Genomic DNA, 26,808 nt, shown 5'->3' with positions numbered 1-26,808 from the left:
AACGATCGCTGTCGGGTGTCCTCCGGCCTGGGACATCCGGGAAGTGTCCTTCACTTCACATCCTTTCCAGTCCTCCCCTTTCAACGGATCAGGCGCGTGACAGCACGAGACACAGAGGCATCGTCTTTCCGACGTTCAGCTCCGTCCCCCGCATCGTCGGGCGGTCTCGATGCGACGAATTTCTTTCTTGCAGATGTGCAGGGAGGTGTCGGTCCCTATCTTACCGTCTTTCTCACGAGCGCGCGTCACTGGCAGGCAGGCCCTGTCGGTCTTGCCATGGCCGTTGCGGGGTTCGCTGCGGCTCTGTGCCAGATTCCTGCGGGGCTTCTGGTGGATGCGACGCGCTGGAAGCGCCTTCTCATTGCAGCGGCGGCGCTGATCACCGCTGTCAGCTGCCTCCTGATCGTGTCCTTTGAGGGGGTTGCCCCGGTCCTTGCCGCGCAGATCATGCTCGGGGCCGCCTCGGCTGTCATTCCTCCCGCATTGTCCGCCATCTCGCTCGGTCTGGTCGGCAGAAAGCGCCTGCCGGGGCGTATCAGCCGAAACCAGACGATCAACCATTGCGGCTCGTTCACTGCGGCGGCACTGGCGGGCGTGTTCGGCCAGTACTGGGGACTGCACTGGATCTTCTATTTCGTCTGCGGATCGGCTGTCGTGAGTGCGCTGGCTCTGCTTCTGATCCGCCCGGGAGAAATCGATCAGAATGTCGCGCGAGGCAGCGAGGACGGAAGCGACGGCCCGCCTCTCGGGTTGATATCTTTGCTCACATGTCGACCGGTCTGGGTGTTTCTTGCCTCGATCGCGCTCTTTCATTTCGGCAACGCGGCGATGCTTCCTTTCGCCGGTCAGGTCATGGCGCTGAGTCACCCCGGAAAGGGAACCGTTACACTGAGCGCCTGCGTGATCGTCGCGCAGTTCACGATGATGCTCGTTGCCTGGGCGGTCGGGCTGGCGATGCGTCAGGGCGTCGGAAACAAGGCCATTTTCATGATCGCGTTCGCGATCCTTCCGGTCCGGGGCATTCTGTTTTCGTGGGTCGAGGCGCCACTTGCCATCGTAGCGATCCAGATTCTCGATGGAATCGCTGCGGGAATATTCGGTGTGATCGCCATCGTGATTGCCGCCGATCTGACCCGGGGAACCGGGCGCTTCAACGTCCTGCAGGGGATGGTTGCGCTCGCCGTGGGCATTGGCGGCGGTGCGAGCAATCTGGTCGGGGGATATGTCGTTCAGCTCGAGGGATATCGTACGGGGTTCTTGTTCCTGACGGCCATCGCGATCCTGGCACTCGTGTTTTTCGCAGCCTTCATGCCGACGTCGTCGCGCCAGAGCCGGGGCCAGAGTCAGAGTCAGAGCCAGTATCCAAGCCGGGGCCGGAGTCCGGATCGGCCTCGCGCATGAGGTCGGGATTGCAACCGCGTCCTTGTCCCATCGGGTCCAGTTCCCGGAACAGGGCGATAAGGAGCCTGAGCGCATTGGGCACCTGTCTGCGTCCCGAATAATAGATATGAAATCCTCCCCCCATGGACGACCAGGGCGCGAGAACGGGGATCAGCGTTCCCGCCTCGATACTGGGCCGCAGGACCGGTTCCGCGCCGTAGAGGATACCTGCCCCCTGACGGGCCAGGGATATTGCCGTCAGGCTGTCATCGACGGTGATCGGCCCCGCGGCGGCGATCGTGCAGCACGCGCCATCGCGCTCGAATTCCCAGTCATAGATCTGGCTGTTTCCCAGACGGATGCGGATGCAGCGATGTCCGGCGAGCGCCTGTGGCGTTTCGGGTATGCCCTCCCGCGCGAGATAGTCCGGTGCGGCGGCTGACATCCAGCATATGTCGGGAGAAAGGCGCAGGGCGATCATATCCTCCGGCACAGTGCCGCCGTAGCGGATCCCGGCGTCGAATCCGCTCTCGATCACGTCGATCATCCGGTTGCTGACGCTGATGTCGATTTCCACGCCCGGATAGCGGGCGATGAAGACGGGCAGGACCGGCTCGATCAGGAGAGGAACGGCATCGCCCGGCACGCTGATCCGTATGCGTCCGGCCGGCGCATCCCTGAGCCGGTCCAGACGCTCGATGGCGCCGCGAATGATGCCGATCGGCTCCTCGATGGTCGCACGCAGATCCTCGCCTGCGGCGGTCAGGGTGACGGCGCGCGTGCTCCGGTTGAGCAATCTGATTCCCCGGCGCGCCTCGAGGCTGCTCATGGCGTGGCTCAGAGCGGAGGTCGAGACGTTCAGCTCAATGGCGGCCTTGCGGAAGCTCCTGTGGCGCGCGATCGCCAGGAAATACAGGAAATCAGCAAGATCGGCGCGGCTGGGTTGCATGGTCTGACCTCCCCCTCCTTCCTCATCATTGATGAATGACAATCATCAGCACATCGCGGCGGCAATGGCTAATCCCGTGCGGTATCCGACGCTAACGTCCGGTTCAGGCATCCGGATCGCACGGAATCCGGATCGAACCGGGCGCAAAGCCCGAAACGGGAGAAGAGGGAATGGGTCGTCACTCATATCGTCTCGCTGCGCGTGCCGCGATCTCGGCGGGTTTTGTCCTGTTTGCGGGCATGATGGTGTCGGGCCGGACACCGGCCAAAGCCGCCCCGGACGCTGTTGCCGGTGCGACGCCGCGTGACGGTTCCCCGGCTGGGACCATGCCGCAAGGAATGGCGGATAGCGCGACCTCGCCCGGTCTCGTGCGCGCGGCGGAAATGAGGCGTATCGAGGGACCTGCTGCCTATTTCGATGGCAAGGCGACGATTATCGGTCCGTTCACGCGCCCCGCTCCTTCACGCGTGGGTGGCGCGATCGTCCGTTTCGAGCCGGGTGCGCGCACCGCCTGGCACAGCCATCCCGCCGGTCAGACGCTGATCGTGACGCAAGGGGAAGGCTGGACCCAGGTCGAAGGCGAACCCAAACGCGTGATCCGGGCCGGAGACATTCTCTGGTGCCCACCGGGAAAACGCCACTGGCATGGCGCAACCGCGCATACGGCCATGACGCATGTCGCGATTCAGGAAACGGTCGATGGCTCGGCGGTGAAATGGATGGAGAAGGTCTCTGACGGAACCTATCTGGCGCCTGCCGATCGGCGCTGATCCGTTTTTCGGCCGGATCGGCGCAAGGGAGCGGCCGGAAGCGACGCATGGCCGCTCATTCCGGCACGAACATGAAGCCCGACGAAGACAGCCCCAAAAATACAGCGAAGAATACAGCAAGAAATAAAGATCGAGGAACACATCATGGCAACGCAGAATGCATTCAGACTGTCCGACGATGTAACGATCCCGGCACCGGGACTGGGAACCTGGCGTATCGATGCCGCCGATACGGCGCGCGTGGTGCGCGAGGCTCTCGAAATCGGCTATCGGCATATCGATACGGCGCAGGCCTACGGAAACGAGGCCGGCGTGGGCGAGGGAGTCCGGGCGAGCGGTCTCCCCCGGGATTCGGTCTTCATCACGACCAAGCTCGCTGCCGAAAGCAAATCCCATGACGACGCCCGGGCCCGGATCGATGCGTCCCTTGCCGCGCTGCAGATGGATCATATCGATCTGATGCTCATCCACAGCCCACAGCCCTGGTCGGCATTCAGACAGCAAGAGCGCTACTTCGAAGGCAATCTCGAGGCCTGGCGCGCGCTCGAGGAGGCCGTCGAAGCCGGGAAGATCCGCGCCATCGGGGTCTCGAACTTCGAAGCTGTCGATCTCGACAATCTCTTCGCACATGGGCGCATCCGCCCCCAGGTGAACCAGATCCTTGCACATATCGGCAATATTCCGGACGATCTCATTGCCGAATCGCGTCGGCGGGGGATGCTCGTCGAGGCATACTCGCCCGTTGCGCATGGTGCCGTGCTGAAGAACGAGAGAATGCAGGCCATGGCCGGGAAGTACGGGGTCGGAGTCGCACAGCTCTGCATCCGCTTCTGTCTGCAACTCGGTCTGCTGCCTCTGCCGAAATCGACCAGCGCGGAGCATCTGCGCGAGAATTTCGCTGTCGATTTCGAGATTTCGGACGCGGATATGGCCCTGCTGCAACGAAGCGGGGGCGACACCGATTATGGCGAGGCCCAGGCATTTCCGGTTTTCGGAATCAGGCGCGAGCCCGCATCCGGCAGCGACCGGAACAGGGGTGACGGGAGTGGAGAAGGAGACGGGAAATGAGGCCGGTCTACGATTTTCGCGGTCAGGTCGCACTCGTCACGGGGGCGGCCAGAGGCATAGGACTGGCCACATCCCGCGCCTTTGCCCGCAATGGCGCCGTCGTGGTGCTGTCGGACCACGACGGCGATCTGGCAGGAGAGGAGGCCGAACGCATTGTCGCGGGAGGGGGAGAGGCTCTGGCCCTGGCTTGCGATGTCGCTGACGAGGACGATGTTGCGACTCTGCTCGGGGAGATCGATGCGCGCTTCGGCAGGCTCGACATGGCGTTCAACAACGCCGGCATACAGGTGCCGCCCTCCGATGCCGCGGATGAACCGCTTTCTTCCTTCGAGCGGGTAACGGCGGTCAATCAGCGCGGGGTCTGGGCGTGTATGAAGCATGAACTGCGTCTCATGCGGCGTCAGGGGAGCGGCGCGATCGTCAACTGTTCCTCCCTTGGCGGACTGGTCGGTCTGCCCGGGCGGGCCGCCTATCACGGGACGAAACATGCCGTGATCGGGATGACACGGAGCGCAGGGGTCGAATATGCCCCACGCAATATCCGCATCAATGCCATCTGCCCGGGTACGATCGACACCCCCATGGTGCAGGACATGCTCGAAAGCCAGCCCGAGGCCATGGTCGAGATCAGGAAGCAGCAGCCGATCGGTCGTCTGGGAACGGCGGAGGAAATCGCCGAAGCCGTACTCTGGCTGTGCAGTCCGGCAGCAAGCTTCGTGATCGGCGTTGCGCTGCCGGTCGATGGAGGATTCACCGCACACTGACCCAGCCCCCTGGGGGGAGGCAGATACCGAAGGCCAGACCTCGGGGGCTGATCTTTCGGTAAAAGCATTCCCGGGAAAGGTTATCCCGCAGAACGGGCTTCCGGATGACAACGCCCGGCAAGAGGAACATCCGGGAACGGGGTTTGTAACGCGCCCGGTTCGAAACGAAACGCCCCGAGCGCAGTGGGCCGGACGCCTGCAACGCTGCGGCTGGCAGCGCGTGACCGGTCGGATGGGCAATGTATCGGAAATGGCGGACCCGAAAGGATTCGAACCTTCGACCTTCGCCTTCGGAGGGCGACGCTCTATCCAGCTGAGCTACGGGTCCCGCTGAACCCTCAATAGCCAAAGTTTAAGCCCTGCGCCAGCCCCTAATTCAGACCCGGTCGACAGGAAGGAGACGTTCAGTCTGCAGGGTCCCCCGCGCGCCAGGCGGCAGCGGCGGCATCGCCACCGGAGGGAAGAAGACGGTCGGGCGCAAGGATCCAGCTTGCGATATCCGCAACGGCGCGCGCGCCATCGCGGTCGCGCAGCAGCAGATGATGCCCTCCGGGAATCAGGTCCTTGCGGCTGTCCTGTGGCAGATCCGCCCAGAATCGTGCCATCGGCGGTGCCGGGATCATCTGGTCACGATCCCCGTACAGCACGAGAAGGGGCGCGCGCACATGGGGGGCGGCCTTCTGTCCCGCAGCCATCAGATCGATCAGGCCGCGAAGAAGATCGAGCCTGAATCCGTGCAGGGTAAGCGGATCGAAATAGAGCCGCCGCAGGGCGGCGATATTGTCGGTCGCGATGTGCTCGCCCGGAGCGTGCGCCCCGGTGAAGATCCACTCGGGCGCGATCAGATCGAGCATGTCCACCACGAGACGGGAGACAGGGTCGAGTTTCCAGATTGCCGGAGAGACGAGGATGAAACCGCGTGTCGTGCCATCGGGCCGGTCCGTCGCGAGAAGTGCCGCGAGCGCGCCGCCCATGCTTTCTCCCATGACGAAAAGAGGAATATCGGGGGCTTCGGCATGAAGCTGACGCGCTTCCTCCCGGATATCCTGCACCATGCGAGCCGTGCCGCTCCACGCGCCGCGATGCGCGGTCTCTCCGAAACCGCGCTGATCCGGTGCGATGACCTCGATCCCCTGACGGGCGAGACAGGGGGCGGAAAACTCCCAGGCATCGCGACTGTCTCCAAAGCCGTGCAAGGCGAGAATTCGCGCGCGCGCGCGACCTGTCACCGGCCAGACGCGGGCGGGTATCGTCGTCCCGTCCGCAAGCAGGAAGTGGTGGTTGGCCGGGATGAGCGCGGCTTCCCCGCCGCGTGGACGGATCTGCAGCGTCTGTCCTGCGGAGGGGCCCGCACGAAGTCCGGTTCGCTTCTCATGGCGGGAGGGGCCGGCACATCCTGCGAGCAGGCAAACCAGGAGGCCAAGCGCGAAAGCGCGCCTGCGGTGCGGGCACAGCCACGCGAAGCGGTTTGAAACCGGACGGAACTCCCGTATCATTGTCGGAGTATTGCGTCCCTGGGGGCGCGCCGGACGGGAGAGGTATCCCGTATGCCGGACCCGCAAAAGCCCCGCCAGGGAGACGCCTTCCATGCTTTCATCATTCCGATCGGCCTTTGCATGAGCACTACCCCTCATCTTGTCCTCGTAGACGGATCCGGATTCATCTTCCGGGCCTTTCACGCCCTGCCGCCCATGAGCAGCCCCGAAGGGGTGCCGGTCAATGCCGTTTTCGGCTTCACCAACATGCTGCAACGCCTTTTGCGTGATCATGTGGGAACGCATCTTGCGGTTGTTTTCGATGCGGGACGCCAGACATTCAGAAACGAGATCTATCCGCAGTACAAGGCGCACAGGCCCGAGGCGCCGGAGGATCTCCGTCCCCAGTTCCCGCTTATCCGCGACGCCACCAGAGCCTTCAACGTCCCGATGATCGAATTGCCGGGCTATGAGGCCGATGACCTCATCGCCTCTTATGCCGAGGCCGTCGAGCGTAGCGGCGGGCGCTGCACCATCGTCTCTTCCGACAAGGATCTGATGCAGCTTGTGAGCGAGTCGGTTTCGCTGCTCGATCCGATCAGGCAGAAGCCGATCGGGCGCGCGGAGGTCGAGGCGAAATTCGGCGTTGCACCCGACCGGGTGATCGACGTGCAGGCGCTGATGGGCGATCCGACCGACAATGTCCCCGGCGTGCCCGGTATCGGTCCCAAGGGGGCGGCGCAGCTCGTGCAGGAATTCGGCGAACTGGAGGCCATCCTTGCCGCCGCGCCGGAAATGAAGAAATCCAAGCGTCAGCAATCCCTGATCGACCATGCAGAAGCTGCGCGGATCTCGCTCAGGCTGGTCACGCTGGCCCGTGACATCCCTCTGCCCGAGCCGGTCGATGCGCTCGGTTGCCGCGAGCCGGACGCTCCGGTGCTGCGTGATTTTCTCGAGCGTATGGGGTTTCATTCCGTCATACAGCGTATGGGGCTGGGCGCGCTTGCCGCCGGGCGCCCGGTCGGCGCCTCCCGGAACAGCCGCGACGAGACAACGGAGACAGCCGGAGGGGACAAGCCTTACGGCCCCTACGAAACCATTCTCTCCATGGAGGCGCTCGAAACCTGGATCGGCAGGGCGCGCGACACCGGATATCTCGCCTTCGACACCGAGACCGACAGCCTGAATGCGCGTCAGGCCACACTGATCGGTCTCTCCCTGGCCGTGGCACCGGGGGAGGCGGCCTATGTGCCGCTGCGCCATGAGGGCACGCTGGAACACCCCGCGAGCGGTCAGCTCGAGGTCGAGGGCGTGCTCGATGCGCTGCGACCGCTTCTGGCCGACGACTCGGTGCTGAAGATCTTCCAGAACGCCAAATACGATCTGCTCGTGCTGGATCATGCGGGCATCACGACGGTCACTCCCGTCGATGACACCATGCTGATTTCCTACGCCCAGTCTGCGGGTGAGCACGGTCAGGGCATGGATGAGCTGTCACGTCTGCATCTGGGTCATGATCCGATCAGCTATGACAGCGTGACCGGCACGGGCCGCAATCGCGTGCCCTTCGCACAGGTGCCTGTTGCGCGCGCCACGGAATACGCTGCGGAAGATGCCGATGTAACGCTGCGTCTGTGGCAGGTGCTCAAACCGCAATTGCGCGAGCGTCAGGCCGTGGCGCTCTACGAGACGATGGAGCGCCCGCTGATCGGCATACTGGCCGCGATGGAACAGGCCGGGGTCAAGCTCGACGCCGCCGAGTTGCGGCGCATGTCGGCCGATTTCGGCAGCCGCATGGGGGAGATGGAAATCGGGATCCACGCGCTTGCCGGCCGCAGCTTCAATCCGGGCTCGCCCAAGCAGCTCGGAGAAATCCTGTTCGATGAGATGAGCCTGCCCGGGGGCAAGCGCACCAAGGCAGGCGCCTGGGGCACGGATTCCTCGGTTCTGCAGGAACTTGCCGATGCCGGGCATGAACTTCCCGCGCGCATCCTGGCCTGGCGTCAGCTGGCCAAGCTCAAATCGACCTATGCCGATGCGCTGGTGCAGCAGATGGATGCACGCTCTCATCGTGTGCATACCTCGTTCCAGATGGCCATCACCACCACGGGTCGTCTGTCTTCCAACGATCCCAATCTGCAGAACATCCCGATCCGCACGGAGGAGGGGGGGCGCATCCGGCGCGCCTTCATCGCCGAGGACGGCTATGTTCTCGTCTCGGCCGATTATTCGCAGATCGAGCTGCGCCTTCTGGCAGAGGTGGCCGATATCGGTCCGCTGAAGGAGGCGTTCAGGCTCGGACAGGATATTCATGCCCGTACGGCGTCGGAAGTGTTCAATATTCCGCTCGAAGGGATGGATTCCCTCACGCGTCGCCGCGCCAAGGCCATCAATTTCGGGATTATCTACGGGATCTCGGCTTTCGGTCTGGCGCGACAGCTCGGCATTTCCGCAGGGGAGGCACGCCGCTATATCGACGCCTATTTCGCGCGTTATCCCGGCATTCGCGATTATATGGACCGGACTAAAGAGGACGCGAAGCGGGACGGCTATGTGACCACGCCGCTCGGTCGTCGCTGCTACGTGCCGGGAATCAACGAGAAGAACGGTGCCCGCAGAGGCTATGCGGAGCGTCAGGCCATCAACGCGCCGCTTCAGGGAGGCGCTGCCGATATCATCAAGCGTGCCATGGTGCGTCTGGGTCGGCGCTTGCCACAAAGCGGGCTGGACGCCAGAATGCTGCTTCAGGTGCATGACGAATTGCTGTTCGAGGTCAGGGCGGATCAGGCCGCGGATCTGGCGGCTTTCGTGCGTGCCGAAATGGAACAGGCCGCGTCACTCTCTGTGCCGCTGGTCGTGGAAACAGGTACAGGTTCGAACTGGGCGGAAGCACATTAATCAATGAAAAAGAACTCTCAACGCCGGATACGCTGGACCGGACCGCGCCTTGCCATCGTCGTGGTCATCCTCGCTCTGGCCCTGAGCTGGACGGGATATCGCCTTTCCGAGCGCTTCGGCGGCTCGGTCTCGACACAGGGGAACGAGATCGGGGGCAGCTATCGCCTCGTGGCCCTCGGGGAAGGAAACGTCACCGAGGGCGATTTCCATGGCAGCTGGGTGCTGGTGTGGTTCTTCGACACGCATTGCCCCAGGACCCTGTGCGGTCCGGTCTTCAGGACCATGAGCGATGCAAAGCTCGTGCTGAGCCGCGAAGGCATCCAGCTCGCGCCGCTTGCGATCACGCTGGATCCGGTGCATGACGAATCGGCCGAGCTGAAAACCTATGTCCTCCCGCTGGGAGATCATGTCGTGCCCCTGACGGGCGCCCCGAGCATGATCGAGCGTGTCGCACGGGAATTCCATGCTCCTATGGAAATGGTCCATCCCGATCATGGGGAGAGCTATCATCTTCCTGCGCCGCGTATCGTCATCATGGATCCGCGTGGCCGCTATGCCGGTACCGTCGAGGCCGGGGCCGGAACCGAGGCGATCGTGACCCGTATCCATCAGCTCGCCCATAGAGGCTGAATGAGGCCCGACGCCTTTCCGCCCGGGCGCGGTACCGGCGTTCCGCGCCGCCCGGCGGCGGCGGGGACGGCTCTGGGGGCGGCTCTATCGGCGGCCCTTATGGCGCTCTTCCCCGCGACCGCCGTCGCGACGGCGGTTCTCACAGCCGCGATATCGGGGTTTCCCGTTGCGCTGGCCGCGGCGGCGCCCGCGGACGCCCTGGTAGGCGCTTCAGGGGACGCTCCCGTAGACGCCCCGGGAAACACGGGCGGAGAAACGGCATCGTCCACCGGCGGTCGGACAAGGGCCGCCGGGATCACGCGCAACGATCCGCATCGCGGGGGCACATTGCGGCTCACCGCCGATGCCTCAGGCGGAACGCTCGATCCGCAGATCAATTACACGAGCGAATTCATCCAGCTTTTCGTCACCATGTACGATGGTCTCGTGACCTACAGACAGGCGGATGGCAGGCTGGGCCTCGATGTGGTGCCGGATCTGGCAACGTCCCTGCCCGAGGTCAGCGAGGATGGATTGCGCTGGGTATTCCATCTTCGTCCGGGGATGCGTTTCTCCAACGGCGCTCCGGTGACGGTAGAGGACGTTCGCGCGTCATTCAGGCGCATCTTCCTTGCCGGAAGCCCGACCGCGCAGTCCTTCTACGGCAATATCGTCGGGGCTCAGGCTTGTCTTTCCTCGCCCGATACATGTCGGCTCGACGGCGTCCGGGTCGATGCGGCGACCGGTGAAATCGTGATCATGCTCAACCATCCGGATGGCGAGTTCCTGCAGAAACTCGCTTTCCCGCATGCCGTGATCCTGCCGGCGCAGACACCGCCCCACGATACCGGCGGCACGCCCATACCCGGAACCGGTCCCTATCGCATCGTCTCCTACGATCCGGCGCGCCAGCTCGTGGCCGAACGCAATCCGTTCTTCCGGGTCGGCAATCCCGAGGCGCAGAGCGAGGGCTATGTGGATCGCATCGTTTACGATTTCGGCCTTTCGGACGAGGCCGAAGTCACCGCGGTAGAGCGTGGCCAGTACGATTCCATGCTCGATGCGAAGCCGCAGGACCGTCTGGGGGAGCTCGGGTCACGCTACGCCGCGCAGGTGCATCTGCAACCGCTTCTCGGGCTGTATTACCTTGCCCTGAACGTACATGAGCCCCCGTTCGATTCTCTCGAGGTCAGGCAGGCGCTCAATCATGCGGTCGATCGTCACGCCATGACCATTCTCTATGGCGGCGGCGCCATTGCAGAGCCTCTCTGCCAGATCGTTCCGCACGGCATCGCCGGTGCCGATATTCCCTGTCGCTTCGGCCGCGTGTCGGATGCGGGAGACTGGACGGGACCGGATCTCGACCGGGCGCGGGCGCTCATTCGTCGCAGCGGTCGTGCGGGTCAGAAGGTCACGCTGGTCGTCCCTAATCAGGCCGTGGGGCTCGGGATGGGCGTATATCTGCGCAACATGCTGCAGCAGCTTGGCTTCGAGGCTTCCGTCCGGCCGATGGCGCCTGCCCGGGCCGAAGGATACGCGCGCAATTCGGACAATCACGTCCAGATCAGCCTTTCCTACTGGTATGCCGATTATCCTTCCCCCTCGACCTTTCTCGACGCGCTTCTCGGCTGCGAGAATGCAAGAGAACACTCCGATGCTGCAACGAATGCGAGCCGTTTCTGTCATCCGGGCCTTCAGTCCCTGATGAGAGATGCCCGAAAGAGCCGCGACACGGCCCGGAGAGAGGCTTTGTGGAAACGGGCCGGCGCCCTTGCAATGGAGCAGAGCGCACTGATCCCGCTGATCCAGATGCGCTACGTGGATTTCGTTTCGGCCCGTCTGGGGAATTATCATTATTCCCTCCTCAACCACATGCTTCTGTCACAGGTCTGGGTGCGTCAGCAGGAACGGGAGTGAGCGAAACGCGCCTCCCGGCCCCCCGGGTCCGGCCTCCATGCCGGACCCGGGGGCGGATCCTGGTCTCGGCCTTCGCAAAGCAGCGCGGAGCAAGCCCCCGGCATACTGATGGACGCATGACGACAGAAACCGGAATGGTGTTTCCATCATCAATATAACGTGAAACAAGAGATAGATAACGGATAGGATGTTATGATCTGTAGGTCGTCGGTCTTCGACGACGTTCATGGAGTGCATGAAAATGCAGGATATGATTATCGCGGTGTTCGACACCGTCTCTCATGCCCAGACCGCAGTCGATGACCTTCTGGTCTGCGATGTCCCATCCGGTCTCATTCAGCAATATTGCCTGCCGCTCGGTGCCGATCCGGTCGCGGCCATTCGTGAGGACAATGCCTATCATCGGCCGATGGGTGCCTGGACATGGCTGATCAACGACCATCCGCCGCCCGAGGACGTCAAGACGAGACAGGCGATGATGTTCGAGCAGTGTCGCTTGCGGAACGACAGCGCCGTGGTCACGATCCGGGCCGGTCGCGACGACCCGGAGGGCGGCCTTCGCCGCAGGATCCTGCGGATCCTCGCCGATCACGCACCACGCGAAATTCTGGCACCGGGAGGACGGATCGATGAAACGGCGTCACGCAAGACGGAAAATCGTCTGGACCCGTCGGCTTTCCAGACCGAAACGCCTGTCGAAATGACCGAATTCGCCTGAGAAATCCCATCTGGCATGCAGTCTGGCCGGGTTCATGCCGGATGGGGGATCCCCTGGGATGCGGATCAGAGGCCGATATCGCGACGATAGACCCCGTCCGCCCATTCGATGGCCGATACGCCCTCATAGGCGCGGCGCCGTGCTTCCTCCGGGTCGGCTCCTGTAGCGCAAACGGTCAGCACGCGTCCCCCTGCGGCCACCAGGCGATCGTTCTCGACTGCGGTACCGGCATGAAATACGGAAACCCCGGGTATCGCTTCGGCCCGGTCTAGTCCCTTGATGACCCCACCCCGGCTCGGTGTGCCCGGATATCCGCGGGCGGCAAGCACAACGGACACGGAGGCATCGTCCGAGAAGCGGATCGCGGCATCCTCCAGACGGCCTTCGGCCAGTGCCTTGAGCACCGGCAGGAGATCGGACTGAAGTCTGATCAGCAATGCCTGCGCTTCCGGATCGCCGAAGCGGACATTGTATTCGATCAGTTTCGGCCCGGTTTCCGTCAGCATCAATCCGGCGAAGATGATCCCCCGGAAAGGGGTCCCACGCCTGACCATTTCAGCCAGCATGGGGCGGACCATGAGATCCAGGGCCTTTTCCTGTGCCGCGCGGTCGAAGGCAGGCGGGGGAGAGATGGCGCCCATGCCGCCGGTATTGGGGCCTGTATCGCCTTCGCCGATTCTCTTGTGATCTCTCGCCGCGCCGATCAGCACGGCCTCGCCGTCGGAGCAGAAGGCGAAGAGCGAAACCTCCTGACCGACCAGACATTCCTCGATCACGATACTCGCGCCAGCCTCGCCGAAGCTCCGGTCGGTCAGGATATCGACGATGGCGCGCTCCGCTTCCTCGAGCGTCTGGGCGACGATCACGCCTTTGCCCGCAGCAAGTCCGTCAGCCTTGATCACGATGGGTGCGCCGCGTCGCCTCACGAAAGCGAGCGCCTCATCGGCATTCTCGAAACGCTCCCAGCGTGCCGTCGGGATGCAGGCCGCATCGGCGACGTCCTTGGTGAAGCTCTTGCTTCCCTCGAGAGCGCTGGCCGCCTGGCTCGGACCCGCACAGGCAATGCCAGCCCCGGCGCAGAGATCCGCAAGCCCGGCCACGAGAGGGGCTTCGGGTCCCGGCACCACGAGATCGATCCCCTGCTCCTTCGCAAAGGCCACGAGTGCGGTCACGTCGCCTGCGTCGATGGGCACCAGAGTACCGAGGGGAGCCATGCCGGGATTGCCCGGGGCGATGAACAGGGTCTCGAGCTCGGGGGAGCGGGACAGACAGGCTGCAAGAGCATGTTCGCGTCCACCGGATCCGACAAGTAACACCCGCATCGTCATTCTTCCTGTTCTGACTGGTCGTAGCCCGCGTTCCGTAGCATAGACTGGGCGAATGAGCGAAAACGACGAGACCCCGGGCGGGAATCTTCCCGAATATTCGGTCAGCGAGATTTCAGGCGCCATCAAACGTACGCTCGAGGGCCGCTTCGGGCGGGTGCGGGTGCGCGGCGAAATCACCGAACTCAAGCGCTATCCGTCCGGTCATGTCTATCTCTCCCTCAAGGATACGGGTGGGAAGATTGCCGGTGTCATATGGCGCGGTGCCGTGTCGCGTCTGGGCATGGTTCCCGAAAACGGGGTCGAGGTTATCGCGACGGGACGTGTCTCGGCCTATGGCGACCGGTCCAGCTACCAGCTTGTGATCGAGCGCATGAGCTTCGCCGGGGAGGGGGCTCTCCTCGCGAGGATCGAGCGCTTGCGCCAGAAGCTTCTGGCCGAGGGATTGTTCGACGCCGAACGCAAGAAGGCGTTGCCGTTTCTCCCCCGTTGCATCGGTCTCGTGACATCGAGCCGTGGCGCTGTCCTGCACGATATCGTCACGACCCTCTCCCGGCGTTTTCCGCGTCCGGTGCTGGTCTGGCCCGTCGCGGTTCAGGGGGAGGGGGCCGCGTCCCAGATCGCAGCGGCCATCACGGGGTTTTCGGCTCCCGGCTTTCCGGAGGCGCTGAGACCCGATCTGCTGATCGTCGCACGGGGTGGCGGTTCGCTCGAGGATCTGATGGCCTTCAATGAAGAGCAGGTTCTCCGCGCAGTCGCAGCCTGTCCCATCCCGCTGATTTCGGCGGTCGGTCACGAGACGGATACGACGCTGATCGATTTCGTTTCCGACCGGCGCGCGCCCACACCGACCGCAGCCGCCGAACTCGCCGTGCCGTTGCGCTCCGAGATGGTGGCAGATCTCGCCCATCGCGCCGCCCGCCTGGCCGGCGCTCTTTCGAGCCAGCTGCAAAGGGCCAGAGCCGGTCTGGATCAGGTGAGCGCCCGGCTGCCGGATCTGCCCGCCCTGCTCGAGACTGCACGGTTTCGTCTCGATGAGCGGGGTGACCGGCTGGAACTCGCGCTCCCGATGGTCGCCTCGCATGCACGGCAGAGATTGATGGCCGTCGAGGGACGGATGCCCTCGGTTGCGTATTTTCTGGGGCAGAAACGGTCGCGCCTGCAACTGGCGGGCGCGGCCCTGACCGGCGGCATGCGGCACAGAATGCAGCAGGAGCGGGCGGGATTCGTCCATGCGCGTCTCGGCACCGAGACCCTGACGGCCCGGATCGGGCTCGACCGGGCGCGACTGACCGGTATTGCGGGCCGTCTGGAAGCGGTTTCTCCCGAGGCTGTCTTGGCGCGGGGCTATGCACTGGTGCAGGATGGTCGCGGAAGACCCGTGACGACGGCTTCCGGACGTCCGCGCGGTGGAACGATTTCCCTGCGTTTCGCCGATGGCACACGTTCCGGACGGCTCGATCCTCTGGGCTCGGACAAGGAAGAACAGGGGGATCTCGGATTATGACCAACATCGCAGGGCGCCGTTGGGGCGGCATTGTCGTCGTTCTGGCTGCGCTCGCAGGCTGTGCCCAGACGCCCGCTGGCAATGCTCCCGCAGGCGGCGCCCAGCAGTCGGCACGTATTCCGCCGCAGAACTTCCCACCCGGCATGACGGGTGAGACGCCGCCTCCCGCGAACGAGGCCCAGTTGACGAACGATCCTTCCGCACCGCTCGATACGCCGCTTTGCGGAGCCGTGCAGCACGAGACGAATCGTATCGGCGCTCAGGTCTTCGACGATGCCGTTGCATCCGGCAGCGCCTGCTCCAGAAATGCCTGTTTCAACCCGCTGACCGGCACATATATCACCGCGACAGGTGCGCCGGGCGTCTGCCGCTGAAATTACCGGTCCCGTCCGGCGACCTGCTGCCTGCCACGCCCCGATCGGTGCCTCGGCCCGGCAGCCGGATTGCAAATGCGGTCGGATGCACCCGGGCGGCCCCTGGATGTTTCGGGCCTGTTCCGGGAGAGAAGCGAAGGGAGCGTTTCGCCCCGCGCATCAGCGATGCGGTCGGGCGGACGCGTCTTCTCCGAGCACTGTACGATCGTAGAAGCGCATGAGCGCGCGATTGAACCTGTCGTGAAAGGCGATCCGGTCGAAACCGGGGGCACTCCGGCAGAGTGCCATCGCGTCGTAGCCAGGGCGGCAGGGTGCGAGAAAGTCGAAATGACCGGCCTTTTCGACCGCGTGAAACTCGGAAGGCAAAGGCAGATGATCGCGTACGGGTTCGACGGAGCCGGGTGATGGCAGAATGGCGTCGTCCAGTGCCTGCCAGAGCTGCACCGGCAGGGTGACCGGGGCGAGAGAGTCGCGTGTCATGGTGAAACCCAGAGCGGGCGCCGCGATCGCTATCGCCCTGAACCGACGGTCTCTCAGGGAGGAGATGCGGAGGCCCGCCGGATTTCTGCGCCCGGCGATCAGGGCGCAGGTGAAGCTGGCGGGGTACCGGGCGCACCAGGGTCCCGTGCGCGTCAGATCGGGCATTGCCCCGGCTGCGAGCAGGACGGTCAGTCCCCCTGCGGAAAAGCCGTATGCCCCGATGCTATGGCGGTCGATATGCCGGTGGGATGGCCAGGCGGTGAGCATATAGGTCAGGGCGGCACTCATGGCCCGTGTCCGGCCTGCCAGATCGGTCGCATGTGTCGTGTCGCGCCAGTTATCGCCCGGCTCGGTCAGGGCCATGACGATATAGCCCGCCTGTGCCAGGAAAGCCGCGCTGTCGAGATGGCTCGTCCAGGAGCCGCCGGTACCATGCGAGATCACGATAAGAGCGTGGTTCTCCTGGCGTATGGGGCCATCCACCACGCATTTCTCTGCATAGGGGCCGAGTGCCTGAAGGTCCGGCTTGCCGGTGCTCGGATACCATATCCCCAGCTCCAGCCCCTCAGGGGTGACGAGATGCTGGCATCCCACCGACGGGCGCGCCGGATCTCCCGGATCGGGCGTACGGGCCATTGCAGGGCCGAAACAGCAGGCGAGAATCAGGGAGGTGAGGGGAAGGCGACACCATGCGGGCATGAAAGAAAGGCTCCTGTGAAAACAGGGCCAGAAATCCCCGATTTTTGCCGCGCACCAGCGCGTTTTCGTGAATGGGCGACTGGGCGAATGACCCGACGGGCAGGGTTTGCAATCCGGGTCGGGCACGTCATCCTGAGAGCAGGCGGCCCTTATGGGGGGCGAAACGGGTGAGGCACGATGAGATGAAGGACATGGAGCCGTCGGGTATCGGGAGCGACCCGGAATATCCTGACCGGGCAGGCAGGATCTCGGCGCGTGACGGATTCGTGCTACGCTCCGACATGTTTCTGCGCGGTCTGCTTCTGTCGACAGGGGGCGGTCTGTTTCTGGGGATACTGGGTCCCTATGGCAGCTATCAGAATCCCGGCACTCTCGAGCGGGTGGCCTACTGGGTCGCCTCGATCATGGTGGGGCTGGGGCTTTATGCAGGCCCGCTCCTGCTGCTGCGCAGAGTGTATAGCGGTCGAACGGGACTGCCTTACTGGTCCGGAGTCGTGGCAGGGACCGCGTTTCTCAGTCTGTTCCAGACCCTGATCACGCGAGGGCTGGCCCTGTCGATCTGGCCCCGGATCGCCTTGCATCTACCGGGATGGTGGACCTGGTATGCACAGGTACTGGCGATCGCCCTGCCATGCGTGCTGGTGGTGATGCTCCGGCAGCAATCGGGGCGAAAGGACACGAATCCCGGATCCGACCGTATCGGTCACGGAACGGACCCGCGCCTTCCGGTGCGCCGGATCGTGCGATCCGATCCGAGCACTCTCCCGGAGGCTACCCCGGAAGCCACCCCGGAAGCCAGCCGGTCTGCGGGAGTGGGTTATGCGGCGGCGCATCCCGGAGCCGCCTATCCTCCTCCGGAGCGTATCGACGCCTTGCAGATGGAGGATCATTACATTCGCTGCCATCTGATAGCGGGGTCCCGTCTGGTTCACGGCGTCTTTCGCGATGCGTTGGCCCGGCAATCGGGCTGCGATGGTTTGCAGGTGCATCGAAGCTGGTGGGTCGCGCGCCGTGCGGTGTCCCGTTGGGACGGTACCCCGCGTTCCCTGCGGCTGCATCTGCGTAACGGCCTGACCGTGCCGGTCGCTCGCGCGCAGGTCGCCCGGTTGCGTGAGGCTGGCTGGCTGGAGGCGGAGCGCGGGGATGAGGGGGTATCCGACGTGGAAAGCGCATGTGAGCGAACCGGAAGCCGGATCCAGGGCTCAGCGGCAGAACGTGCCGGGTGACGGCTTGCGATGGGGAGTGCGCTGACGAGGCATCGAGGATCGACACGCAGCCCGCCGTGGCTCTCGGGGAGAGAAGGCTCCGGCTCGTCCGGAATGCGTATCTCGCCGATCCGGGCCTGGAACGAAGAAACGGGGCGGTGTGAACCGCCCCGTTTCTCCTGCTCTGACATGCCGGCGAGGATCAGCGCTTCCACCAGCCGGTGCGCGGCCTGGCAGGTGCGACCTCATCGACATTGATGGGCTGCACGACAGGCGTTGCCTCTTCGGTCGTCGCCTTGGCACGTCGTGTGCGCGGCTTGGCCGGTGGTTTGGCCGGTGCCTTGGCCGGCTTTTCCGCCGCAGCTTCGGCCTTCTTCGCGGGGCGGCCGCGACGTGGCTTGGGAGCGCTTTCCGGTGGTGCCTCCTCCGGCGCCGCGTCCGGTGCGGATGCGGCTGCGGGTTCGGCCGGACCCGGAACCGACGCGGTCTCGCCGATCACGGCTGCCGCCGCAGTCTTGCGCGGGCGCCCGCGACGACGCGGTGCCGCCTTGTCCGAATCCGTTTCGCCAGATGCTTCGGATTTTGCGACCGGCTCGGCCACGGAAACCGGCTCCGCTACAGGGACCGCATCCGCTGCTGTCACCTCGTCCGGGGTCGGCTCGTTCCGCTCCGCCGCCGCAGGGCGACGACGCGGGCGGGCGCGTCCCTTGCGCTCACGGGTTTCGGCGCCGTTGCGGGACGTTTCCGGCAGGGAGCCGGTCGGCTCCTGCGTCGTTGCGTCATGTTCCGCAATCTGCGCCGTCTCGGCAGGCACGACCTCCGAACGGGTCGGGGCGGGCTCCGTATTGAGCGCGGAAGGCGATCCGAGACGGGACTCTGCCTGTTCGATCATATCGAAAATGTCGAACGAAGCGCCGCCGAACGGATTGGCCGGCGTCGGACCCTGCCAGCGCTTGCCCTTCTGTTCGCCGGTGCTGCGACGGTCTTCAGCAGCGCGTGCGCCTTCGGTGCTCTCGTTCCGCTCCTCGCGCGAGACACGGCGGGTCCGCATACGACGGCGTCCCGGTACGATCAGAGCCTCGTTTCCATCCGCTTCGTTCTCGTCCGATCCGCCATGTGGCCGGATGGATGAGGCGCTCGCGGTCGCACGGTCCTCCGAGGCATCGTCCCGCTTCCTGCCGCCTCGTGCGGCCTCGTTCGCGGGCGCGTCTTCTCCCGCCGGAGCCTCGTCCGTTTCCTCGCGATGCTCGCGCATCTCGGTCTCACGGGACTCGTCGCCACGCCGGCCGCCGCGACGACGGCGGCGACGACGGCGGCGCCCGCCCTCGTCGCGGCTTTCTTCCCGGGTGCCGTCCTCGCGGCTTTCCTCTGCAACGGCGTCGTCGGAGACGGGGGCAGCGTCCTCCTGTTCGATGGCCTCGGGCATGTCCGGCGCCGCGACCGGGTGGATTTCGGCCGGGGTCTGGGGACGGAGACGCTCGATCTTCAGATCGGCGGGGGTGAGGCTGTCATCGGGCTGGAACGACACGCGCATACGGTGACGCAGCTCGATCTCACTGAGCCAGTCGCGCTTGTTGTTGAGGATATAGAGCGCAATTCCCGAGGTGATATGAACGCTGATCTCGGCAGCCTTCTGCTTGAGACCCTCTTCCTCCAGCGCGCGCAGCACATGCAAAGCCGCGCTCTCGGTCCCGCGGACATGGCCCGTGCCCTGGCAATGGGGGCAGGGAACCAGAACCGCCTCGGAAATCGAGGGGCGCAGGCGCTGGCGCGACATTTCCAGCAGGCCGAAATGCGAGATCTGTCCGATCTGGATACGCGCACGGTCGGAGCGCAGCGCATCCTTGAGACGCTTCTCGACCATGTGGTTGTGCTTGCGGCTTTCCATGTCGATGAAATCGATCACGACGAGCCCCGCGAGATCGCGCAGACGCAGCTGGCGGGCCACTTCCTCGGCCGCTTCCAGATTGGTGCGGACCGCCGTGTCCTCGATATTGCGCTGGCCGGTCGAACGGCCCGAGTTCACGTCGATCGAGACCAGGGCCTCGGTCTGGTTGATCACGAGATAGCCGCCGGATTTCAGCTGGGCCGTGGGCGAGAAGATCGCGTCCAGATGGCCCTCGACATGGTAACGCCCGAAGAGGCTCTGGCTCTGGTCGCGCCAGAGTTTCACCTTGTTGGCATTATGCGGCATCAGAAGCCGCATGAATTCGCGTGCGTTCTTCCACGCGGGCTCGCCATCGATGATGACTTCCTCGATATCCTTGCTGAACAGGTCGCGGATCGCGCGCTTGATCAGGTTGGCTTCCTCGTAGATCAGCGTGGGCGCGACGGAAGACAGCGTGTGGCTGCGGATATCGTCCCAGAGCTGGAGCAGATATTCGCAATCGCGCGTGATTTCCGGACCGGGGCGCTGGGCGCCGGCGGTACGCACGATCATGGCCATGCCGCGTGGCAGATCCAGCTCGCCGACAATGTCACGGAGCCGCTTGCGATCGCTGTCGGAGGTGATCTTGCGCGAGACGCCACCGCCACGCAGGGCGTTGGGCATCAGCACGCAATAGCGCCCGGCGAGCGAGATATAGGTGGTCAGGGCAGCGCCCTTGTTGCCGCGCTCCTCCTTGACCACCTGCACGAGCAGGATCTGCCGGCGGCGGATGACTTCCTGGATCTTGTAGTTGCGCAGGAAGCGCGCGGTACGGCGCGCGGCGGCACCTTCATCGCCCGTATCGTGCTCGCCGCCGACCGTCTCCGGACGATGATCGGCTTCACGATGATCGGCTTCGGCGGTCTCGCCGGAATCGTTGTCTTCGGGCGAGAGAGCTTCGTTCTCCTCGTCCGCGCGTTCATCCGTGCGGACATCCTCTTCCTGGAGCGCGAGCAGCTTCTCGCGGTCGGCAACGGGGATCTGGAAATAATCGGGGTGGATCTCGCTGAAGGCGAGGAAACCGTGGCGGTTGCCGCCGTAATCGACGAAAGCGGCCTGAAGGCTCGGTTCGACCCGGATTACCTTGGCGAGATAGATATTGCCCTTGATCTGCTTCTTGGACGATGTTTCGATATCATAATCTTCGAGACGATCACCATCCATGACCACAACGCGGGTTTCTTCCGCGTGGGTGGTGTCGATCAGCATACGCTTGCTCATAAAACGGGAAACTCCGGTCGGCCCTTGTTGCGGCGAGGCGTCTTGCTTGCGAATTCGCAGCGTTTGCGCCCGGGCGCGTGGCAGAATGTCGATGGATTGCTGGGGAAGAGGGGCTGCGATGCCGGTCTCCGCGAAACAGCTCCGGATGCGGGCGTGATCCCGATCCGGCCGTTTTCCACGAAAAGAGACTGGCAGATATCATGCGGCCCCTGCGAGTTGTCACCTGCGCCACGGGTCGGGAGATTTCCCCCTCTGCTCTTTGTTGCAGGCATGTGCCTTGCGAAGCGAGGGGACCTCTGAAACCTTGGTTGCGCGCGAAGTCCGGCAGTCACGGGACGCGGCGCATGAGCGGTTTTGAAACCCGCATGAGACGCCGGATCGACCGTTTCCTGATCCTTCCCCGGAAAGATGACCGAAATCGGCGTTCGGTGCAAGACTCCGTGTCCCGCCATGTTGACACCGCAATTCCATGTCACAGAATGGGGCCTTCCCCGTTCCAGCCCGAGGTCGCTCCATGCCTGTTCCGCCAACGGCCCGCCGTCATCTCCTCGGACTGCTCGGAGGTTCGTTTCTCGCGGAGCCTCTTGCCGCAATCGCCGCAACGCGGTCGGCCCCTCGTCGCACGACCCACCATGCCGCACATCACCATCAGGGGCTTCACAACAAAGGGCATCACGCTCTTCATGCGCCTGCAATCGCGCGTGGCGCTTCGGCGCCAAAGCCGGTGATCATGCTCGATCCGGGGCATGGCGGGAAAGATCCCGGAGCGATCGGGGTCAGCGGCACCTACGAGAAGCATATCGCCTCGGCTGCGGCGGCGGAGCTGTGTCGGCAGATTCGCAAGGCGGGCAAATACGACGTCGTCCTGACGCGCTCGAGCGACCGTTTCATCCCGCTTCACGGGCGTGTGGAGCTGGCTCACAAGCACAAGGCGCATCTGTTCATCTCGATGCATGCCGATGCGCTTCACGATCCCGGTGTGCGCGGCGCCAGCGTCTATACGCTGTCTCACGGGGCTTCGGATGCCCAGACCGCAGCACTCGCACAGCGTGAGAACAGTGCCGACCGTTTCGCTGGGCCGGCTTTTCACGGCATGTCCCACGAGGTCCAGTCCATTCTCTCCAGCCTCGTCAGCGAGGAAACGCGCCGGGGCTCGGCCCATATGGCCGCAAGCGTCGTCTCGGCATTCCAGCCCAAAATAGGTCTGCTTCGTCATCCCTCGCGCCACGCTGCATTCGCCGTGCTGAAATCGGCGGATATTCCCTCGGTTCTCGTCGAGATGGGATTCATGTCCAACCGTCAGGACGAGGCGGCATTGCGGCATGGGGCGTATCGCCGTCAGGTCGCGCTCGCCATGACCCATGCAATCGATCGCTATTTCGAGACGAAGACGACGCTCGTTGCCCGCGCAGGCTGAGACAAGCAAGAAAAATGCGTCTGCGCGCTGGAAAGATGCGCGATGATGCGTTAGGGAACATCCATGGACAACCGGACCCCCTCTTTGCGCCTATGGCACCGTGCAGACGCACGCGCCGAGCTGTGCCCGGGTCTTCTTCTTCGTTCGCTTCGACTTATCTGCCCCTGAGCGCTTCATGCGACCGGGTTTTCCGGCGCGTTCAGGGGATTGCGATCGAGTTGTTTCACGTCACGAAGAGAGTTTTCCATGACAATCAATCATCCGTCTTTCGGCCCGGTCGCTGACGATCGCGTCATCATCTTCGATACCACCTTGCGCGATGGAGAGCAGTCCCCCGGCTTCTCGATGAATCTCGAGGAAAAGATCCGGATGGCGAAGGCCCTCGAGGCGCTCGGCGTGGATGTCATCGAGGCGGGATTCCCCGTGGCATCGCCGGGAGATTTCGAGAGCGTGCAGAAGATCGCAGAAGTCGTGCGGGAGTCCGTGGTATGCGGTCTGGCGCGAAGTGGCGGCAAGCGCGACATCGAGGCAGCGGGAGAGGCCATCGCCAGGGCACCGCGGCGGCGTATCCATAATTTCATCTCCACGTCGCCGCTGCACATGAAATACAAGCTGCGTATGGAGCCCGAGACGGTTCTGGAACTGATCGCCGAGGGCAATCGTGCGTCCCGCCGGTATACGGATGACGTTCAGTGGTCTGCGGAGGACGGGTCGCGCACGGAGCCGGATTTCCTGTGTCGTTGCGTCGAGACGGCGATCCGTCACGGGGCGACCACCATCAATATTCCGGATACGGTGGGGTTCACGACACCCGAGGAGCTTCAGGCGATCTTCGCGATGTTGCGCGAGCGCGTGCCCGGTGCCGATGGCGTCATTTTCTCCACGCATAACCATAACGATCTCGGACTCGGTGTCGCCAACACGCTGGCGGCGGTTGCAGGCGGGGCCCGGCAGATCGAATGCACGATCAACGGGATCGGAGAGCGCGCAGGCAATGCGGCGCTGGAAGAGATCGTGATGGCGATCCGCACGCGTCGCGACCGGATCCCCTTTGTAAACCGGATCGATACCCCTCAGCTCCTGAGCGTCTCGCGGCTTCTCGCCACGATCACCGGCTTCGACGTGCAGCCCAACAAGGCGATCGTCGGACGCAATGCCTTCGCCCATGAGAGCGGCATCCATCAGGACGGGATCCTGAAGAATGCAGCCACCTATGAGATCATGACGCCGGAGAGCGTGGGCTGGAGCAAGACCTCCCTGGTTCTGGGCAAGCATTCCGGTCGTGCGGCGTTTCGCGACAAGCTGCGGGCGCTGGGTTACGCGCTGGGCGATAACAAGGTGCAGGATGCGTTCGAGCGCTTCAAGGTTCTGGCCGATCAGAAGAAGACCGTGTTCGATGACGATATCCGGGCGCTGGTCGATGACGAGACCCGCGACCACGAACGCATCCGTTTCGTTTCTCTGGACGTGCGGGCCGGGTCCAGACGCCCGGCCGAGGCGGCGCTGGAGCTGCTTGTCGATGGCGAAATCCGCAAGGCCGAGGTGACGGGCAACGGCCCTGTCGATGCCGCGTTCACCGCAATCGGCACCATCTTCCCCCATGAGGCGACCCTCGCCCTGTTTTCCATCGGCGCGGTGACGGAAGGAACGGATGCCCAGGCCAGGACGACGGTGCGTCTGCAGGAGGCCGGCAAGATGGTGGACGGGCAGGGCGCCGATGCCGATACGGTGGTCTCTGCCGTGCGCGCCTATGTCCACGCGCTGAACAAGCTTCTCGTCAAGCGCGAGCGGGGAGAACCCGAAGCGCTGAGCGCCTGAGAGATGCGCCTGGCCGGGAGGGGAGGCGTCCGCCCGGCCGTTTCATCGCCCGGCCGTCTCGTTGCCAGATCGCCCGGTCGCCGGGCATCCGATCGAACGAAAAAAAACCCCGCAATAGGCGGGGTTTTTTCTATCAGTAGCCGTTGCCGTATCCATAGCCTTGCGGGGGCGGATAATTCGGCTGCGCATAGCCGTTATTGTAGCCATTCTGGTTGTTGTATCCATTCGGATACCCGGGTTGCTGATTGTAGTAGCCGCCCTGCGTGTTGCGCGGTCTGTTGGGCGTTGTGGCGGCCCCGCCAGCGGCGCCGAGCGCACCGCCTGCGAGTGCGCCGATCGCGGCACCCCGGCCACCGCCGGCCAGCGCGCCGATCGCCGCTCCGGCGCCGCCGCCGATCAGCGCACCCGATCCCGCGCGTGCGCCGGAATCATAGGGGCTGCCGCATCCGCTCAGCAGGGCGCAGATCCCGGCTGCGCCCAGAAGCGTGCCGAATCGCATGGTGCGGCGGGAAGAGGAAACTGGATATGTGGTCATGGCTTTCTCGTTTCTCGATCAACGCGTCGGGGATCGTGGTCCCTATTGCGGCCGACTGGGTGTCGTGGCAGCGCCGCCGGCGGCACCGACCGCTCCTCCGGCAAGAGCGCCGACTGCGGCTCCGCCGCCTCCGCCTGCAATGGCGCCGATAGCGGCCCCGCCCCCGGCACCGACAAGGGCACCGGAACCGGCACGTGCGCCGGGGTCGTAGGGATTGCCGCATGCACCGAGCGCGGTCATCGCGGCCAGGCCGAGAACGGAGAGGCATCTACGGGGAGAGAGTGCAGTCTTTGTCATAGCGGTTCCGCCATCCAGGCCAGTTATGAGGGAAGGGAAAACGGCGCCCGGAGGTTCGGGTTTCCCGGTCCGGTCGCGATCCCTTCGGCCTTCATGATGAAATCGGCGTGCGCGGCGGTCTGAGGATGGCCGATTTGAGGCGAGGTGAAGGTCAGTTGTAACTGAATGTAACTGACTCTGCGCCCAGGGGTGGCCCCCCTGTCCCGAAACTGTAATTTTCCCCGATCGGCACTTGCTAGCCGGGTTTAGCCCCGGTAAGCCCTGCCGCAGAATATCTCGCGTCATGGTCTGGACCTGCAGAACGATAGCCCTCCGATCCCGGTGGTTGGCGACTTCGGAACCGGCATTCCTGGCGTGAGCCGCGCGCGCAAACTCTTCGGCCAGGAGGCTTGAATGTTCTCACGTCTGCTGGGTCTCATGTCGGCAGACATGGCAATTGACCTCGGCACCGCCAATACGCTCGTCTATGTCAAGGGACGGGGTATCGTCCTCGATGAACCCTCCGTCGTTGCCATTGCCGAAGTGCGCGGCAAGAAACAGGTTCTGGCCGTGGGGGACGAGGCCAAGCTCATGGTCGGTCGTACCCCCGGGAACATCACGGCCATCCGCCCCCTGCGCGACGGGGTGATCGCCGATTTCGAGGTGGCGGAGGAAATGATCAAGCATTTCATCCGCAAGGTTCACAATCGCCGCGCCTTCGCCAGCCCGCAGATCATCGTCTGCGTGCCTTCGGGCTCGACCGCTGTCGAGCGGCGCGCGATCCAGGAGAGCGCCGAGAGTGCGGGCGCGCGCAAGGTGCTTCTGATCGAGGAGCCGATGGCCGCAGCGATCGGCGCCGGTCTCCCCGTGACCGAGCCTTCGGGCAGCATGATCGTGGATATCGGAGGGGGCACCACCGAGGTGGCCGTCATCTCCCTGGGCGGGATCGTCTATGCGCGCTCGGTGCGTGTGGGCGGCGACAAGATGGATGACGCGATCATCTCCTATATCCGCAAGACCTTCAATCTCCTGATCGGCGAAAGCTCGGCCGAGCGGCTCAAGATCGAGATCGGTTCTGCCTGTTTTCCGGACGACCCCAGAGATCCGGGACCGGTCAAGGAAGTCAAGGGCCGCGATCTGGTCAATGGCGTGCCGCGTGAGGTTCTCGTCAGCCAGGCACAGCTGGCTGAGAGCCTTGCAGAGCCGGTGATGCAGATCGTGGATGCGGTGACGATGGCGCTCGAGAACACGCCGCCGGAACTGGCTGCCGATATCGTGGACAAGGGGATCGTGCTCACGGGGGGCGGTGCGATGCTCTACCGGCTGGATGACGTGCTGCGCAATGTGACGGGTCTGCCCGTGACGGTGGGAGAGTCGCCCCTGTCCTGTGTCGCGCTCGGCACCGGGCGCGCGCTCGAGGAAATGCGTCGTCTGCGCAATGTCCTGATCTCGATGTACTGAACACGAGGGGAGCAT

The 26,808-nt window shown here is 64.2% G+C and carries 21 protein-coding genes and 1 tRNA gene; 14 read left to right on the top strand and 8 right to left on the bottom strand.

The window, feature by feature from the left end; translation table 11 throughout:
• Positions 1–96: 96 nt before the first annotated feature.
• A complete protein-coding gene (locus SSA02_RS11760) occupies positions 97–1,401 on the top strand; it encodes an MFS transporter (protein WP_186807780.1) in 1,305 nt (434 codons plus the stop codon).
• On the opposite strand, the gene SSA02_RS11755 is transcribed toward SSA02_RS11760, so the two are convergent.
• Positions 1,307–2,329, bottom strand: a complete 1,023-nt coding sequence (locus SSA02_RS11755) for a LysR family transcriptional regulator (RefSeq protein ID WP_147094267.1) — start codon at positions 2,327–2,329, stop codon at positions 1,307–1,309. The genes SSA02_RS11760 and SSA02_RS11755 overlap by 95 nt on opposite strands.
• A gap of 170 nt (positions 2,330–2,499) precedes the next feature.
• Between SSA02_RS11755 and SSA02_RS12955 the strand changes: the two genes are divergently transcribed.
• From SSA02_RS12955 to SSA02_RS11740, 3 genes are all read left to right on the top strand, one after another.
• Positions 2,500–3,099 (top strand): (R)-mandelonitrile lyase, encoded by a 600-nt coding sequence (locus SSA02_RS12955; RefSeq protein ID WP_246103888.1) that lies wholly within the window; start codon positions 2,500–2,502, stop codon positions 3,097–3,099.
• 144 nt (positions 3,100–3,243) lie between these two features.
• Positions 3,244–4,167 carry an aldo/keto reductase gene (locus tag SSA02_RS11745; RefSeq protein WP_147094266.1) on the top strand — a complete coding sequence of 308 codons (924 nt, stop codon included), beginning with the start codon at positions 3,244–3,246 and terminating at the stop codon, positions 4,165–4,167.
• Positions 4,164–4,931 carry an SDR family oxidoreductase gene (locus SSA02_RS11740; protein ID WP_147094265.1) on the top strand — a complete coding sequence of 256 codons (768 nt, stop codon included), beginning with the start codon at positions 4,164–4,166 and terminating at the stop codon, positions 4,929–4,931. Before SSA02_RS11745 ends, SSA02_RS11740 begins: the two co-directional genes overlap by 4 nt.
• Before the next feature lie 251 nt (positions 4,932–5,182).
• Here SSA02_RS11740 and SSA02_RS11735 read toward each other — a convergent pair.
• Together SSA02_RS11735 and SSA02_RS11730 are read right to left on the bottom strand one after the other, a co-directional pair.
• Positions 5,183–5,259, bottom strand: a tRNA-Arg gene (locus tag SSA02_RS11735).
• Between the two features lie 76 nt (positions 5,260–5,335).
• Complete coding sequence (locus SSA02_RS11730) at positions 5,336–6,520, bottom strand: alpha/beta fold hydrolase (RefSeq protein WP_246103887.1); 1,185 nt, start codon at positions 6,518–6,520, stop codon at positions 5,336–5,338.
• Between the two features lie 27 nt (positions 6,521–6,547).
• Here SSA02_RS11730 and polA point away from each other — a divergent pair, with 27 nt between their 5' ends.
• From polA to SSA02_RS11710, 4 genes are all read left to right on the top strand, one after another.
• The gene (gene polA, locus SSA02_RS11725) at positions 6,548–9,304 is read left to right on the top strand and encodes a DNA polymerase I (RefSeq protein ID WP_147094264.1); all 2,757 of its coding nucleotides are present in this window, start codon (positions 6,548–6,550) and stop codon (positions 9,302–9,304) included.
• A gap of 3 nt (positions 9,305–9,307) precedes the next feature.
• Entirely contained in the window at positions 9,308–9,934 is a 627-nt protein-coding gene (locus SSA02_RS11720; RefSeq protein ID WP_147094263.1) for an SCO family protein, read from the top strand.
• Complete coding sequence (locus SSA02_RS11715) at positions 9,935–11,830, top strand: ABC transporter substrate-binding protein (RefSeq protein WP_246103886.1); 1,896 nt, start codon at positions 9,935–9,937, stop codon at positions 11,828–11,830.
• A gap of 241 nt (positions 11,831–12,071) precedes the next feature.
• Complete coding sequence (locus tag SSA02_RS11710) at positions 12,072–12,548, top strand: hypothetical protein (RefSeq protein ID WP_147094262.1); 477 nt, start codon at positions 12,072–12,074, stop codon at positions 12,546–12,548.
• A gap of 65 nt (positions 12,549–12,613) precedes the next feature.
• On the opposite strand, the gene purD is transcribed toward SSA02_RS11710, so the two are convergent.
• A complete protein-coding gene (gene purD, locus SSA02_RS11705; protein WP_147094261.1) occupies positions 12,614–13,870 on the bottom strand; it encodes a phosphoribosylamine--glycine ligase in 1,257 nt (418 codons plus the stop codon).
• A gap of 58 nt (positions 13,871–13,928) precedes the next feature.
• Between purD and xseA the strand changes: the two genes are divergently transcribed.
• Positions 13,929–15,380: an exodeoxyribonuclease VII large subunit gene (gene xseA, locus SSA02_RS11700; protein ID WP_147094260.1), complete on the top strand. Its 1,452-nt coding sequence runs from the start codon at positions 13,929–13,931 to the stop codon at positions 15,378–15,380.
• A complete protein-coding gene (locus tag SSA02_RS11695; RefSeq protein WP_246103885.1) occupies positions 15,377–15,754 on the top strand; it encodes a hypothetical protein in 378 nt (125 codons plus the stop codon). The genes xseA and SSA02_RS11695 overlap by 4 nt, the downstream gene beginning before the upstream one ends.
• A gap of 159 nt (positions 15,755–15,913) precedes the next feature.
• Here the strand turns inward: SSA02_RS11695 and SSA02_RS11690 are convergent, their stop codons facing one another.
• The gene (locus tag SSA02_RS11690) at positions 15,914–16,933 is read right to left on the bottom strand and encodes an alpha/beta hydrolase family protein (protein ID WP_222591080.1); all 1,020 of its coding nucleotides are present in this window, start codon (positions 16,931–16,933) and stop codon (positions 15,914–15,916) included.
• A 182-nt stretch (positions 16,934–17,115) separates the two neighbouring features.
• Here SSA02_RS11690 and SSA02_RS11685 point away from each other — a divergent pair, with 182 nt between their 5' ends.
• Entirely contained in the window at positions 17,116–18,159 is a 1,044-nt protein-coding gene (locus SSA02_RS11685; protein ID WP_186807779.1) for a LytTR family DNA-binding domain-containing protein, read from the top strand.
• Positions 18,160–18,340: 181 nt separating this feature from the next.
• Here the strand turns inward: SSA02_RS11685 and SSA02_RS11680 are convergent, their stop codons facing one another.
• Positions 18,341–21,286: an Rne/Rng family ribonuclease gene (locus tag SSA02_RS11680; RefSeq protein ID WP_147094258.1), complete on the bottom strand. Its 2,946-nt coding sequence runs from the start codon at positions 21,284–21,286 to the stop codon at positions 18,341–18,343.
• 514 nt (positions 21,287–21,800) lie between these two features.
• Between SSA02_RS11680 and SSA02_RS11675 the strand changes: the two genes are divergently transcribed.
• Complete coding sequence (locus SSA02_RS11675) at positions 21,801–22,703, top strand: N-acetylmuramoyl-L-alanine amidase family protein (RefSeq protein ID WP_246103884.1); 903 nt, start codon at positions 21,801–21,803, stop codon at positions 22,701–22,703.
• Positions 22,704–22,949: 246 nt separating this feature from the next.
• On the top strand, positions 22,950–24,521 hold the full coding sequence (locus SSA02_RS11670; RefSeq protein ID WP_147094256.1) for a 2-isopropylmalate synthase: 1,572 nt from the start codon (positions 22,950–22,952) through the stop codon (positions 24,519–24,521).
• A gap of 133 nt (positions 24,522–24,654) precedes the next feature.
• Here SSA02_RS11670 and SSA02_RS12950 read toward each other — a convergent pair whose 3' ends face one another.
• Together SSA02_RS12950 and SSA02_RS11660 are read right to left on the bottom strand one after the other, a co-directional pair.
• Positions 24,655–25,056 (bottom strand): hypothetical protein, encoded by a 402-nt coding sequence (locus SSA02_RS12950; RefSeq protein WP_147094255.1) that lies wholly within the window; start codon positions 25,054–25,056, stop codon positions 24,655–24,657.
• Between the two features lie 42 nt (positions 25,057–25,098).
• Positions 25,099–25,353 carry a cell envelope biogenesis protein OmpA gene (locus SSA02_RS11660; RefSeq protein WP_246103883.1) on the bottom strand — a complete coding sequence of 85 codons (255 nt, stop codon included), beginning with the start codon at positions 25,351–25,353 and terminating at the stop codon, positions 25,099–25,101.
• A 393-nt stretch (positions 25,354–25,746) separates the two neighbouring features.
• On the opposite strand from SSA02_RS11660, the gene SSA02_RS11655 reads away from it, so the two are divergent.
• On the top strand, positions 25,747–26,793 hold the full coding sequence (locus SSA02_RS11655) for a rod shape-determining protein (protein WP_147094254.1): 1,047 nt from the start codon (positions 25,747–25,749) through the stop codon (positions 26,791–26,793).
• The last annotated feature ends 15 nt before the right edge of the window (positions 26,794–26,808 follow it).

Origin of the sequence: Swaminathania salitolerans (assembly GCF_007988945.1) — a bacterium.
Lineage (GTDB): Bacteria > Pseudomonadota > Alphaproteobacteria > Acetobacterales > Acetobacteraceae > Swaminathania > Swaminathania salitolerans.
Note: the sequence above shows the minus strand (reverse complement) of the source record. Positions and strands in the feature narration are given on the sequence as shown.

Coding starts and splice junctions, on each gene's coding strand:
- SSA02_RS11755 (WP_147094267.1), bottom strand. CDS start 2,329: ATGCAACCCAGCCGCGCCGATCTTGCTGATTTCCTGTATTTCCTGGCG.
- SSA02_RS12955 (WP_246103888.1), top strand. CDS start 2,500: ATGGGTCGTCACTCATATCGTCTCGCTGCGCGTGCCGCGATCTCGGCG.
- SSA02_RS11745 (WP_147094266.1), top strand. CDS start 3,244: ATGGCAACGCAGAATGCATTCAGACTGTCCGACGATGTAACGATCCCG.
- SSA02_RS11740 (WP_147094265.1), top strand. CDS start 4,164: ATGAGGCCGGTCTACGATTTTCGCGGTCAGGTCGCACTCGTCACGGGG.
- SSA02_RS11730 (WP_246103887.1), bottom strand. CDS start 6,520: ATGGAAGGCGTCTCCCTGGCGGGGCTTTTGCGGGTCCGGCATACGGGA.
- polA (WP_147094264.1), top strand. CDS start 6,548: ATGAGCACTACCCCTCATCTTGTCCTCGTAGACGGATCCGGATTCATC.
- SSA02_RS11720 (WP_147094263.1), top strand. CDS start 9,308: ATGAAAAAGAACTCTCAACGCCGGATACGCTGGACCGGACCGCGCCTT.
- SSA02_RS11715 (WP_246103886.1), top strand. CDS start 9,935: ATGAGGCCCGACGCCTTTCCGCCCGGGCGCGGTACCGGCGTTCCGCGC.
- SSA02_RS11710 (WP_147094262.1), top strand. CDS start 12,072: ATGCAGGATATGATTATCGCGGTGTTCGACACCGTCTCTCATGCCCAG.
- purD (WP_147094261.1), bottom strand. CDS start 13,870: ATGCGGGTGTTACTTGTCGGATCCGGTGGACGCGAACATGCTCTTGCA.
- xseA (WP_147094260.1), top strand. CDS start 13,929: ATGAGCGAAAACGACGAGACCCCGGGCGGGAATCTTCCCGAATATTCG.
- SSA02_RS11695 (WP_246103885.1), top strand. CDS start 15,377: ATGACCAACATCGCAGGGCGCCGTTGGGGCGGCATTGTCGTCGTTCTG.
- SSA02_RS11690 (WP_222591080.1), bottom strand. CDS start 16,933: ATGCCCGCATGGTGTCGCCTTCCCCTCACCTCCCTGATTCTCGCCTGC.
- SSA02_RS11685 (WP_186807779.1), top strand. CDS start 17,116: ATGAAGGACATGGAGCCGTCGGGTATCGGGAGCGACCCGGAATATCCT.
- SSA02_RS11680 (WP_147094258.1), bottom strand. CDS start 21,286: ATGAGCAAGCGTATGCTGATCGACACCACCCACGCGGAAGAAACCCGC.
- SSA02_RS11675 (WP_246103884.1), top strand. CDS start 21,801: ATGCCTGTTCCGCCAACGGCCCGCCGTCATCTCCTCGGACTGCTCGGA.
- SSA02_RS11670 (WP_147094256.1), top strand. CDS start 22,950: ATGACAATCAATCATCCGTCTTTCGGCCCGGTCGCTGACGATCGCGTC.
- SSA02_RS12950 (WP_147094255.1), bottom strand. CDS start 25,056: ATGACCACATATCCAGTTTCCTCTTCCCGCCGCACCATGCGATTCGGC.
- SSA02_RS11660 (WP_246103883.1), bottom strand. CDS start 25,353: ATGACAAAGACTGCACTCTCTCCCCGTAGATGCCTCTCCGTTCTCGGC.
- SSA02_RS11655 (WP_147094254.1), top strand. CDS start 25,747: ATGTTCTCACGTCTGCTGGGTCTCATGTCGGCAGACATGGCAATTGAC.